We start from the raw sequence: 12,263 nt of genomic DNA, 5'->3' as shown, positions 1-12,263 counted from the left end.
GGGCCCAGCACACGACGTGTGCTGGGCCCCGCGGCGTTGGTGCTCCCGATCGTCCGCTAGGCGGACTTGCGGCTGTCGCGCGGATGCACGGCGATGTTCATGGCGCCGGAGCGCAAGACGGCCAGCCGCTCGGCGAGGACCTCCTCCAACTCCTCGCGGGTGCGCCGCTCCATGAGCATGTCCCAGTGCGTGCGTGCGGGCTTGCCCTTCTTCTCCTCGGGGCCGTCCCCGTCCACCAGGAGTGCCTGGATTCCGCAGACCTTGCACTCCCACTCCGGCGGAATCTCCGCCTCAACCGAGAAGGGCATCTCAAAGCGATGTCCCTTCTCGCATGCGTACTCCACCGCCTGGCGCGGGGCCAGATCGATGCCGCGGTCGGTCTCGTAGCTCGTCACCACGAGGCGCGTGCCGCGAAGAGCTCGCTCACTCATGAATCGTGCCTCCCGGGCTTGTCGCCCACAGGACAGATGTCGCTGTCGTCGTTATCCGGTCAACGTCCGGTCGGCGGTGAAGATTCCCGTGCCGGGTCATGCGTCGCCCGTCGTGCCGCCCCTTGTTGTACCCACCAGTGACCGTTTTGTCACATCTGGCAGCAGATGTGACCAGGTGTCTTCACTAAAGCAGCACGCAGTAACGGTCCGCCCGGCAGGCCAAACGCGTACACTACCGCCCTTTCACCGTCGCGTCTAAATGCGTTCCGGCACCGGGTTCCCCGCGGCCTCCACCGCGCGCCGCACCGGGACCCGGGCGAGCAGGGCGAAACCGACGGCGAAGAAGATCACCAGCGAGATGATGGCATCCCGATAGCTTCCGGTCAGTTGGTACGCGAGCCCGAACACTAGCGGACCCAGCCAGCTGAGTCCGCGATCGCTCATCTCGTACGCCGAGAAGTACTCCGCTTCCTTGCCGCGCGGCACCAGGTGGGAGAAGAGCGAGCGCGACAGCGCCTGGCTGCCGCCCAGCACCAGGCCGATCGCGGCCGCCAGGCAGAAGAAGAACACCGGCGAGCGGGCCGGCAGGAAGTAGCCCGCCCCCAGGATCACCGTCCAGACCGCCAGGGATCCCAGAATCGTCCGCTTGGCCCCGTACTCCCGGGCGAGTCGCCCCATCCCGAGGGCGCCCGCCACCGCGAGCACCTGGACGAGCAGCACCGCCGTGATCAGTGTGGTCTGGTCCAGCTCCAGCTCCTCCGATCCGTACAGGGAGGCCTGTGAGATCACCGTCTGCACCCCGTCGTTGTAGACCAGGTACGCGAGCAGGAAGGAGAGCGTCAGCGGGTGCCGGCGCATGTCCTTCAGAGTGGCCGACAGTTGGCGCCAGCCGCTGCCGACCGCGCCCTCGCCGGTCCTTCCCCCTTCCGGCTGCACCCGCCGGTCGCGCAGCCGCCGCAGCGGCACGAGGGCGAAGGCGCCCCACCACACGCCGGCCGAGGCCAGGCAGATCCGGATCGCCTCTCCCTCCGTGAGGCCGAAGGAGGCGTGCCCCGAGTAGAGGACCAGGTTCAGGACGAGGACCAACGCACCGGAGGTGTAGCCGAAGGCCCAGCCGCGCGAGGAGACCGCATCCCGTTCGTCGGGCTCTGCGATCTGCGGCAGATAGGCGTTGTAGAGCACCATGGAGACCGACAGCGAGGCGTTCGCCACGATCAGCAGGAAGGCGCCCAGCAGATAGCGCTCGCCCGCCAGGAAGAACATCCCCGTCGTGGCTGCCGCCCCCAGGTACGCCGCCGCCGCGAGCAGCGGCTTCTTCCGACCCGTGCGGTCGGCCACCGCGCCCACCAGGGGCATCACCAGGACCGCCACCACGATCGAGGCGGACACGGTGTAGGCGAAGAGCGAGCCCGCCCGGACCGGTATGCCCAGCGGGTGCACGAAGCCCTCGGGATCCGCCGCGGCCCGCGCCACCGAGGTCAGGTACGGCCCCAGGAACACGGTCACGACGCTCGTCGAGTACACCGAGCACGCGAAGTCGTAGAAGTACCAGCCGCGCTGCTCGCGCCGCCGCTCGGCAGGACCGGCGGCGCACTCCTCCGGCTCGGTGGTGTCAGCGGTCACGGCCGCTCCCTCTCGTTCGTCCCGTGGTCCTGGTCTCCGCCCGAGCCCCCGTCACGGGGAGGTGCGGGCTCAGACCCACCCGCCGCGCCCGGCCAGCACCGAGCGCAGCGTCTCCAGATGATCGGTCATGATGCCATCGACCCCCAGGTCGAGGAGAGAGCTCATCCGGGCCGGATCGTTCACCGTCCACACGTGGACCTGGAGCCCGCGTGCGTGCGCCTCCCGCACGAACCGCCGGTCGACCACCGGGACCCCGCCCTGGCGCTCCGGGACCTGCGCCGCCACCGCCCCGGCCCGCACGGCCGCCGGGATGCCCCACGAGCGCAGCCGCAACCCCACCACCCCCCTGACCCCGTACGAGGTGGCGAGGCGGGGGCCGGCCAGGCGCTGGGCCCGCGCCACCCGTGACTCGGTGAAGGACCCGATGCAGACCCGGTCCCAGGCGTCCGTCCTGCGGATCAGGTCCACCAGCGGCACCAGGGCCGACTCCGCCTTGAGGTCCACGTTCCAGCGGGCCTCGGGAAACTCCTCCAGGAGGTCGGCGAAGAGCGGCAGCGGCTCCGTGCCGGCCACCCGGGCTTCCCGCACCGCGGCCCACGGCAGGTCCCCGATCCGGCCCGAGGCGTCCGTCACCCGGTCGAGCGTCGGGTCGTGGAAGGCGACCAGTGCCCCGTCGGACGTCGTGTGCACGTCGGTCTCGAAGTAGCGGTAGCCCGCGGCGGCGGCCCGGCGGAAGGCGGCTGCGGTGTTCTCCAGGCCGTTGGCCGTGCCGCCGCGGTGGGCGAAGGCGAGGGGGCCGGGATGGTCGAGGTAGGGGTGGAGTACACGAGTCACGGGCGCAGTATGGCGCCTTCCGGTGACGGCGCGGCGACCGAGGTGCTGCCGGAGCCCGGCTCCGGGACGGCGAACCGGCGCAGGAAGAACTGGGCGAGCGGCCCGATCGCGAGCGCGTAGAACACCGTGCCGACGCCGACCGAGCCGCCGAGCAGGAAACCGGTGGCGACCACCGCCACCTCGATCGCCGTCCGCACCAGCCGCACCGACCGTCCGGTGAGCCGGTGCAGGCCGGTCATCAGGCCGTCCCGGGGGCCGGGGCCGAACCGCGCCGCGATGTACAGGCCGGTCGCGACTCCGTTGAGGACGACGCCCAGCACCAGCAGCGGCACCTGCTCGACCAGGCCGTCGACGCCCGGCACCAGGGCCAGGGTGCCGTCCATCGCCAGGCCGACCACGAACACGTTGGAGACGGTGCCGAGCCCGGGACGCTGCCGGATCGGGATCCACAGCAGCAGCACCACCGCGCCGACGACGATCGAGACCACGCCGATGGTCAGACCGGTCTTCTCGGCCAGGCCCTGGTGGAGCACGCCCCAGGGCTCCAGGCCCAGCCCGCTGCGCACGAGCAGCGCCGAACTGATGCCGTACAGCGTCAGACCGGCGTAGAGCTGGACGAGCCGACGGGAGAGGTGCCGGCCCCGGAGGCCGGAGGTGGTGGACAAGGTGCTTCCCCCTGAGGTGGTGACAGTGGACTGACTCATGACACTCTGTGGCTGTGGTTCTGGTGTCAACCATGGCCAATCCGAGGAAGGTGGACTGATTTTCATGGCTCAGTGGACTTCGGCGGTGGGCCCGGCTCAGCTCGCCCGGCAGCTCCAGGCCCAGCAGCCCCGGCCCGCCGGCCCGGGGGCCCGCAAACCGCCCGCCTACCGAGCCCTGGCCGACGGCATCCGACTCCTCGTCCTGGAAGGTCGGGTTCCGGTCGCCGCCCGCCTGCCGGCGGAGCGGGAACTCGCCCAGGCCCTCACCGTCAGCCGCACCACGGTCGCCGCCGCCTACGAGGCCCTGCGCACCGAGGGCTTCCTGGAGTCACGGCGCGGCGCCGGCAGCTGGACCGCCGTGCCGGCGGGGAACCCGCTCCCCGCGCGCGGCCTCGAACCACTGCCGCCCGAGGCGCTGGGCTCGATGATCGACCTCGGCTGTGCGGCGCTGCCCGCGCCCGAGCCCTGGCTCACCCGGAGCGTCCAAGGGGCCCTGGAGGAACTGCCGCCCTATGCCCACACGCACGGGGACTACCCGGCCGGGCTTCCCGCGCTGCGGCAGATGCTGGCCGACCGCTACACCGCGAGCGGGATCCCCACCATGCCCGAGCAGATCATGGTCACCACCGGCGCGATGGGGGCCATCGACGCGATCTGCCACCTCTTCGCGGGGCGCGGGGAGCGGATCGCCGTGGAGTCGCCCTCGTACGCCAACATCCTCCAGTTGATGCGCTCGGCCGGTGCCCGCCTGGTGCCCGTCGCCATGGCCGAGGGCCTCGACGGCTGGGACCTGTCCCGCTGGCGGCAGGTGCTCCGGGACGCGGCGCCCCGCCTCGCGTACGTCGTGGCCGACTTCCACAACCCCACCGGCGCGCTCGCCGACGAGGACCAGCGACGGCACCTCGTGGAGGCGGCCCGTTCGGCCGGCACGGTGCTCGTCGTCGACGAGACCATGACCGAACTGCATCTGGAGCACGACCTCCAGATGCCGCGACCGGTCTGTGCCTTCGACCCGGCGGGCTCCACCGTCCTCACGGTCGGTTCCGCGAGCAAGGCGTTCTGGGCGGGCATGCGCATCGGCTGGGTCAGGGCCGCACCCGATGTGATCCGTTCCCTGGTGGCCGCGCGCGCCTACGCCGACCTCGGCACCCCGGTGCTGGAACAGCTCGGCGTCAACTGGCTGATGCGGACGGGAGGCTGGACGGAAGCCGTCGGCCTCCGTCGGGACCAGGCCAGGGAGAACCGCGACGCGCTCGTCGCCGCCGTCCGGCGGGAGCTCCCGGAGTGGGAGTTCGTGGTGCCGCGCGGCGGCCTGACCCTCTGGGTCCGCACCGGCGGCCTGTCCGGTTCGCGCCTCGCGGAGGTGGGCGAGCGGGTCGGCGTCCGCGTTCCCTCCGGTCCGCGCTTCGGCGTCGACGGCGCCTTCGAGGGTTTCGTCCGGTTGCCCTTCACGGTCGGCGGTCCGGTCGCCGACGAGGCGGCCGTCCGACTGGCCGCCGCCGCACGCCTGGTCGAGTCGGGTGCCGGTGGGGGAGCGGAGCCGCCGCGGTCGTTCGTGGCCTGACGGACCCGAGGGCGGTGGGGCCGCGCACCTGCGCCGCGGGGGGGGTGGGGGGCCGGCGCCCCGGGGGGGGGGGGGGCCGCCCCCGGGGGGGGCCCCACCGCCCTCCGGTCGCTCCGGGCTCAGCCCTCCGCCGGGACCGGCGCGAACGGGGCCGGTCCGGGGTCCGCGTCGGCGTGGGTCGCCGGGGCCGGTTCGGAGACCGCGGGAACCTTTTCGAGCACCGGGGCCGTCGTGATCGCGAGCCGCTCCGGCAGGAGCTCCAGGACCGCCCGGCGGTGCGCCTCGCCCGTCGCCTCGTCGTAGGGGTCGGGGGTGGCCGGGACCTGGAGCCGGAGCACGGGGCCGACGCCCAGACGTGCGTAGCCGCGGCCCGCCGGGACCTCGGGCGTCGGCGTGGTGTGCGGCTGTGTGCCGAGGACGGCCGTGATCTGCTCGGGCGCGGCGGGGCCGAGCACGATCCGGGCCCTCGTGTGGGTCCGCACCGCCTCGCCCAGCGTGTCCGTGCTGTCGAACTGCTCCGCCACCACCACCGTGACCTGCGCCGCGCGTCCGTGTTGCAGCGGGACCCGGAGCAGTTCCTGGGGGTCGGGGCGGCCGTCGGCGGCGGCCAGGTGACCGAGGACGCTCGGCCGGTCGAGCAGGACCCACAGCGGGCGCCGGGTGTCCTCGGGTGCGGGCAGGCCGGCCTGTCGGGCCCGGTTCGCGGCGATCAGCCGTCGTTCCGTCTCGTGCGCCGCCCATTCCAGGCTGCTGAGGGCGCCGGAGAGCCCGCACTCGACGGCGAGGACCCCGGCGCGGCCGGTCAGACATGCGTACTCGCCGGTGCCGCCGCCGTCCACGACCAGGACGTCCCCGTGCGGGAGGGCCTGGAGGGCGATCGAGCGGAGCAGGGAGGTGGTGCCGCTGCCCGGCTGTCCGACGGCCAGCAGGTGCGGTTCGGCGGAGCGGGGACCCGTCCGCCAGACGACGGCCGGCGCGTCCTCCGCGCCGTTCGTCGAGACCACGGGGACGGTCCGTTGCACGGCGTCGGCGTCGGTGAAGCCCAGGACGGTCTCTCCCGGCGCCGTGACGAAGCGCTGGGCGGCGATGGTGGTGGGCAGGGCGGGAAGCACGTTCATGACCAGGCGGTTGCCCTCCTCGTCCCAATCGAAGCGGTACTCGCGGCCGCGCCCCGACTTGGCGTGCAGCAGCTGCTCGATCCGGGCCCGGGCGGCCGGCTCGCCGTCCGTGAAATACGGGGGGTAGGCGATCCCCAGTCGGGTGAGCCGCCCGTCCTCGTCGAAGGAGTAGTCCCCGAAGGCACCGCTCCACTCGCCGCCGTGGGCGAAGAGCGGGGAAGGGTCCTCGGGGACCGAGAAGTACGGCACGAGGGCCTCGTACAGGCCCTTGAGCCGGGCGGCTTCCGCGTCGTCCGGCCCGGTCTTCACCACCGGGCGCTCGCGCCCCTGCCATGCCGCCGCGGCCATGAGCGCGACGAGGGCGAGGAGCGGCCCGTACGGCACGAGGGCGAGCGTCAGGACGCAGGCCGCGACCAGGAACAGCGTGGGACCACGCCGCTCCTTGGGGGTCGCGGCCCACTTGGCGCGCGCGGTCGCGGCCAGCTTCCGCAGACCACGGGAGACCGTGATCAGCGGATGGAGCACGTCGGTGGCGCTGTCGGCGGCCGTGCGTGCGATCTCTCGACTGCGAGCGATCTGCGCGCTGCCGCTGCTCAGAATGCGGGGGAGTGGTCGCCGGGCCACGTCGGACTCCTGAAGTGGTGGAAGGGACGGAAGGGCGTCAGAACTTGATCCCGCCCAGCAGGCCGGCGAGGCTCTGACCGCCCGCCGTGATGCTCGGGGCGATGGCGGTGCCCGCGAGGTAGAAGCCGAACAGCGCGCAGACGAGGGCGTGCGAGGCCTTGAGCCCGTCCTTCTTGAAGAACAGGAAGCAGATGATGCCGAGCAGGACCACGCCTGAGATGGACAGGATCATTGGGTGTTCTCCTGGTTGAGGGGACAGTCACCATGAGTCCTTCCAGGTTCACAGCAAGTATCTATGTGACTAAAGGTGCAAGTGGGTGAAAAAAGGGTGATTTCACTTGACCGGCCGACGGTGGGCACCGCGTCGGGTGGCGAAATGTCCGATGTCCGCTAGGGATGCCCCGGGGGTGAGATGTCGTGATCTTTGCCTCGGCCGGGCAGGGTCATGTCGCCGGGCGGGCAGTACCCTGTCGATTCACTCGTACGGCCGCGCTTGCCGTGCGCAGGTCAACATTGCAGGAGAGAGGCGGTTCCACCCGATGAGCGAGACTCCGGACCCCGAGGTCATCGAGTTGGCGTCGAAGGTCTTCGACCTCGCGCGCACCGGTGACGCCGAGGCCCTCGCCGCCTACGTCGACGCCGGCGTTCCGGTGAATCTCTCCAATGACAAGGGCGACACCCTCGTCATGCTCGCCGCCTACCACGGCCACGCCGACGCGGTGGCCGCCCTGCTGGAACGCGGGGCCGGGGCCGACCGCGCCAACGATCGCGGCCAGACCCCGCTCGCCGGCGCCGTCTTCAAGGGCGAGGGCGCCGTGATCCGCGCCCTGCTCGCCGCCGGCGCCGATCCGGAGGCTGGGACTCCGTCCGCGGTGGACACCGCTCGCATGTTCGGCAAGGCCGAGCTCCTGGAACTGTTCGGGACCAGGTGAACGGCGACTGAACCCCAGGTGGGAGCTGCGTCGTAAATGTGGTCGCGGTGGCGAAATGGGTGGGTCATCATGACGACGAGCCCGGCTGACCGGGCCACGGACGAGAGGCTGAGGAACATGGTCACTGGCAGGCGAAGGACGACGGGCGGCCCGGAATGTTGCCGCACGGCCTAGGCGTGAGGGCGACGAAACGCCCGACCGGGCTCCCCCCGGTCTTCCCTGGTCGTGTCGACAGCTTGATGTGAGGCGTCTTCCCATGTTCGATCCAGTCATAGCGCCGAGCGGCACCCTGCTCGGCCTGCTGCAGCGAGGCCGCGGCGACGGCACCCTGCACGCGCTTGCCGCGCCACGCGCCGAGGCCCTCGCGGCCCTCAACCACTGCGTTCTCGACGACCCCCGCCACGACTGGCAGGTCGAGAACCGCTCCCTCTACTACGCCCGTCTCTACCTGGACCTCCACGGGGGCCTGGAGGCGATCGAGGCGCACCTCTTCGGTGCCGAGGACCACCTCGACACCGAAGAGAACCGGACCGGGCTGGCCCTCGCCGTCCTCGGGCACCTCGCTTCCTACGGGCGGCAGGACGCCCTGCTGCTGCTCCGGCGGTACGCGGCGACCGGCACGAACTGGGCCTGGGCCCTGGACGAGCTGGCCCTCCGCGACGACGACGCGGGACTCAGGGCCCTCGCCCCGTCCGTGCTGGCCCGCTTCCCGGCCGACCCGGAGGGCGACGCCGAGCTCGCGCGCACCGTCCGCGACGCCTACGAGCCCCGCCCCTGGCGGCTCTGGGCCGAAGACCGGCGCGAAGCCATCGGCACCCGGGTCAGGGCAGCCCGGGAACAAGGCTCCTTCGACCGCTGGCAGCGCCAGATGCGCCCCTCCGGGCCCCGCCCCGGGTGGAGCGTCCGCGCCGTCCTCGACTGGGCGCAGGAAGGACACGAGCGCGGGGCCGACCTCCACGGCCCTGCCGCCCGCTGCCTGACCGCCGTTGCCGGACCCGAGGACCGGCCCGAGATCCTCGCCGCCGCCCGGCACGGTGCGACGGGGGCCCGCGGCGCGGCCCTCCACCACCTCGCCGAGCAGCGGGACCCGGCCGTCCTCGACCTCGTGGAGTTCGCGGCCGACGGCGATTCGCACGAGGTCGCCGCCGTCGCCGTCGCCGCCTACCGGAGGACGTGCGGCGAGGACGCCGTCGCCCGCGCCCGCACGTGGATACGACGCACCGACGCCCTCGGGGTCGCGGCGGCCGAGGTCCTCGCCTGCCGCGGCACCGCCCAGGACTCGGCACTCGTCCTTGGCGCCCTGCGCGGCACCGTGCGCTCCGCGGGCCCCGACGCCCCCGAGCTCGCCTGTCTCGTCGACGGCGCGGGTCGTCTCGGCGTCGCCTGTGCCGCGCCCGTGCTGCGCCACGTCTACCGCGAGACGACCTCCTCCCAGCTCCGCGGACGAACGGCCCGCGCCCTCGCCGCCACCGACCCCGCCTTCGCGACGGGCATCGCCGTCGAATGCCTGTGGGACTGCGAGGAGAGCACCCGGGAACTGGCCGCCCTGCACGCCGAAACCGGTGACGCACGCGTCGCCGAACGACTGCGCCGCCTCGCCACCGACCCGGCAGAGGAAGTCGAGGTCCAGACGGCGGTGCGCAACCGGATAGGGCCGGACCTCCAGGTCTGACCCGGCCCGGAACAGCGACGGGTCCGACCACCCCCTCCCGGCCCGACCCCACGCATCCGAGCCACCCGCGACCCGGCTCCCGGCCCGGCACGGGCCGCGGCGGCGCACCCCGCCGACCGCGGCCCCGCCGCCGGGAGCCGGTCCCGTCTCCCGGCGGCGGGGGAAACGCTCACGGGACGTTCCCTCCCCGTCCAGATCCCCGTCGGCCGGGACACTCCGAAGGCGACGACAACACCCGTATGCGTGTCGTCATCGTCACCGAATCCTTTCCCCCCGACGTCAACGGTGTGGCGCACTGCGCCCTGCAGACCGCGCGCCACCTCGTCCGGCGGGGGCACACCCCGCTGGTCATCGCCCCCGCCGTCGCCGACCAGGAGGCAGCCGCCGAGGCCGAGGCCGACGCCCCCTGCCCGGTCGTCCGGGTGCCCTCCCTCCCTCTGCCCGGCTACCCACAGGTGCGGGTCGCCCTGCCCAGCCGCCGGGTCGCCGCCGCCATCGCCGCCCACCGCGCCGACCTCGTCCACCTCGCCGGTCCCTTCGTCCTCGGCGTCCGCGGCATGACGGCCGCGGCCCGGCTCGGCATACCCGCCGTCGCCGTCTACCAGACCGACCTCGCCGGCTACGCCCGCACCTACGTCGGGACCGGCGAGGGCGCCGCCTGGCGCCGCCTCCGGGCCGTGCACGGAGCCGCCGACCGCACCCTCGCCCCCTCCTCCGCCGCCGTGCGCGACCTGGAGGCCCACGGCATCGGTCGCATCCGGCTCTGGGGGCGCGGAGTGGACACCGTCCGCTTCCACCCCGGACTGCGCGATCCCGCCCTGCGCCGCGAACTCGCCCCCGACGGAGAACTCCTCCTCGGCTACGTGGGGCGCCTCGCTCCGGAGAAGCGGGTGGACCTGCTCGCCGCGGCCTCCGCCCTGCCCGGCGTCCGGGTCGTGGTCGTCGGGGACGGACCGAGCGGACCCGCCCTGCGCACCGCCCTCCCGGGCGCCCGGTTCCTGGGCCGCCGCACCGGGACCGACCTCGCCCGGATCTTCGCCTCGCTCGACGTCTTCGCCCACACCGGCCCGCACGAGACCTTCTGCCAGACCGTCCAGGAGGCCATGGCCAGCGGGGTGCCCGTCATCGCCCCGGCCGCCGGCGGCCCCCTCGACCTGGTCGACCACGGACGCACCGGACTCCTCGTACCGCCCGGCGACCCGGACGCCCTCTGCGGAGCCGTCGCCGCGCTCGCCGCCGATCCGGACGCCCGCGCCGCGTACGCCCGCACCGCCCGCACCACCGTCGAGGGCCGCAGCTGGGAGGTGCTCGGCGACGAGCTGATCGGCCACTACCTGGAGGTGCTGCGCGAGCGGACGGCGGTGGCGGCGTGAACGACGTCCGCACCCACGACCGCCCCGTCGTCACGAGCACCGACCGCGACCGCACCGGACTCCGGATCGTGCGGCTCGCGAACTTCGTCACCCCCACCTCGGGAGGTCTCCGCACCGCCCTCGAACGACTCGGCCGCGGCTATCTGGCAGCCGGCCACCGACCCGTGCTCATCGTCCCCGGCGACGCCGAGGGCGACCGCGACACCGAGCAGGGCCGGGTCATCACCCTCCCCGGCCCGGCACTGCCCGGGACCGGCGGCTACCGGGTCCTCGCCGACCGGCGCCGGCTCCGCCGCCTCCTCGACGGGCTCGCCCCCGACCGGATCGAGGTCTCGGACCGCACCACCCTGCGGTGGACGGGGGAATGGGCGCGCCGCGCCCGCGTGCCCGCGGTGATGGTCTCCCACGAAACCGCGGACGGGGTGCTGCGCGCCTGGGGGGTGCCGCCCGCCTTCGCGGCCGGCACGGCCGACCGGCTCAACCGGCGCACGGCGTGGGCCTTCACGCGGATCGTCTGCACGACGGCGTGGGCGGAGCACGAGTTCGTGCGGATCGGGGCGCGCAACGTCGTGCGGGCGCCGCTCGGGGTGGACCTGGACCGCTGTCGGCCCGGCCGCCGCAGCACCGCACTCCGGGCCCGGTACGCCGACGGCGCACGGGTGCTGCTCCTGCTCTGCTCGCGCCTCTCGGTCGAGAAGCGACCGGTCGCGGCCCTGGACGCACTGGAGGAGCTGCGGGGCGCCGGGATCGCGGCGGCACTGGTGGTCGCGGGGGACGGGCCGCTCAGGGCCGCGCTGGAACGACGGGCGGGCGAACGACACCTCCCCGTGCGCTTCCTCGGGCACGTCGCCGATCCGGAAGCGCTCGCGGACCTCCAGGCGGCGGCCGACGTGTGCCTGGCCCCGGGGCCGGCGGAAACCTTCGGTCTCTCCGCCCTGGAGGCCCTCGCCTGCGGCACCCCCGTCGTCGTCAGCGCCTCCTCCGCCCTGCCCGAGGTCATCGGCACGGCGGGGGCCGGCGCCGTGGACCAGCCGGCCGCGTTCGCCGCTGCCGTCCGAGGGATCCTCGCGGTCCCCGAGGACGTGCGCCGTCGGACCGCACGCGCCCGCGCGGAAGGCTTCGGCTGGGACCGCTCCGTCGACGCCTTCCTGCGCGCCCACGACGCCCTCCCGGGCTCCCGACCGGCCGTTCCCGCGGAGGCCCGATGAGGACCGGGAAACCGGCCGGCGCGGCCGTGGGAACCCCGCTTCCCTCTCCGGTAAGCGGGGTCCGCGCCCCGCAACCCCTCGCCGTCCCCGTGGGCGCCCCGGCAGCACCGCGGGGAACCCCCGCCGGCGCGCCGACGGCCGTCGCGCCCCGGGCCCCGAGGGCCGGAACGCCGACGCGCG

At 73.8% G+C, this 12,263-nt stretch carries 11 protein-coding genes; 5 read left to right on the top strand and 6 right to left on the bottom strand.

Annotated elements, in window-relative coordinates; all coding sequences use genetic code 11:
- Positions 1-56 precede the first annotated feature (56 nt).
- The 4 genes from ACFW22_RS29845 to ACFW22_RS29830 form a co-directional block, all read right to left on the bottom strand.
- Positions 57-431, bottom strand: a complete 375-nt coding sequence (locus tag ACFW22_RS29845; protein ID WP_015032218.1) for an RNA polymerase-binding protein RbpA — start codon at positions 429-431, stop codon at positions 57-59.
- Positions 432-686: 255 nt separating this feature from the next.
- A complete protein-coding gene (locus ACFW22_RS29840) occupies positions 687-2,054 on the bottom strand; it encodes an MFS transporter (RefSeq protein WP_386410442.1) in 1,368 nt (455 codons plus the stop codon).
- 69 nt (positions 2,055-2,123) lie between these two features.
- A complete protein-coding gene (locus ACFW22_RS29835) occupies positions 2,124-2,888 on the bottom strand; it encodes a glycerophosphodiester phosphodiesterase (RefSeq protein WP_386410439.1) in 765 nt (254 codons plus the stop codon).
- Complete coding sequence (locus ACFW22_RS29830) at positions 2,885-3,553, bottom strand: YitT family protein (protein WP_386410436.1); 669 nt, start codon at positions 3,551-3,553, stop codon at positions 2,885-2,887. Before ACFW22_RS29830 ends, ACFW22_RS29835 begins: the two co-directional genes overlap by 4 nt.
- Positions 3,554-3,656: 103 nt before the next feature.
- Here ACFW22_RS29830 and ACFW22_RS29825 point away from each other — a divergent pair, with 103 nt between their 5' ends.
- Positions 3,657-5,156 carry a PLP-dependent aminotransferase family protein gene (locus ACFW22_RS29825; protein ID WP_386410434.1) on the top strand — a complete coding sequence of 500 codons (1,500 nt, stop codon included), beginning with the start codon at positions 3,657-3,659 and terminating at the stop codon, positions 5,154-5,156.
- Between the two features lie 119 nt (positions 5,157-5,275).
- Here ACFW22_RS29825 and ACFW22_RS29820 read toward each other — a convergent pair whose 3' ends face one another.
- Positions 5,276-6,898 (bottom strand): hypothetical protein, encoded by a 1,623-nt coding sequence (locus ACFW22_RS29820; RefSeq protein ID WP_386410432.1) that lies wholly within the window; start codon positions 6,896-6,898, stop codon positions 5,276-5,278.
- Positions 6,899-6,935: 37 nt separating this feature from the next.
- On the bottom strand, positions 6,936-7,130 hold the full coding sequence (locus ACFW22_RS29815; RefSeq protein ID WP_030493667.1) for a hypothetical protein: 195 nt from the start codon (positions 7,128-7,130) through the stop codon (positions 6,936-6,938).
- Between the two features lie 307 nt (positions 7,131-7,437).
- Here ACFW22_RS29815 and ACFW22_RS29810 point away from each other — a divergent pair, with 307 nt between their 5' ends.
- The 4 genes from ACFW22_RS29810 to ACFW22_RS29795 all read left to right on the top strand — a co-directional run bounded on the left by ACFW22_RS29810 (position 7,438) and on the right by ACFW22_RS29795 (position 12,083).
- On the top strand, positions 7,438-7,830 hold the full coding sequence (locus ACFW22_RS29810) for an ankyrin repeat domain-containing protein (protein ID WP_386410430.1): 393 nt from the start codon (positions 7,438-7,440) through the stop codon (positions 7,828-7,830).
- A gap of 256 nt (positions 7,831-8,086) precedes the next feature.
- The gene (locus ACFW22_RS29805; RefSeq protein WP_386410428.1) at positions 8,087-9,502 is read left to right on the top strand and encodes a HEAT repeat domain-containing protein; all 1,416 of its coding nucleotides are present in this window, start codon (positions 8,087-8,089) and stop codon (positions 9,500-9,502) included.
- Positions 9,503-9,741: 239 nt separating this feature from the next.
- On the top strand, positions 9,742-10,875 hold the full coding sequence (locus ACFW22_RS29800; RefSeq protein WP_386410425.1) for a glycosyltransferase family 4 protein: 1,134 nt from the start codon (positions 9,742-9,744) through the stop codon (positions 10,873-10,875).
- Positions 10,872-12,083, top strand: coding sequence for a glycosyltransferase (locus ACFW22_RS29795; RefSeq protein WP_386410422.1), 1,212 nt, complete (start codon positions 10,872-10,874; stop codon positions 12,081-12,083). Before ACFW22_RS29800 ends, ACFW22_RS29795 begins: the two co-directional genes overlap by 4 nt.
- Positions 12,084-12,263 lie beyond the last annotated feature (180 nt).

Origin of the sequence: Streptomyces sp. NPDC058872 (assembly GCF_042743065.1) — a bacterium.
GTDB lineage: Bacteria > Actinomycetota > Actinomycetes > Streptomycetales > Streptomycetaceae > Streptomyces.
Note: the sequence above shows the minus strand (reverse complement) of the source record. Positions and strands in the feature narration are given on the sequence as shown.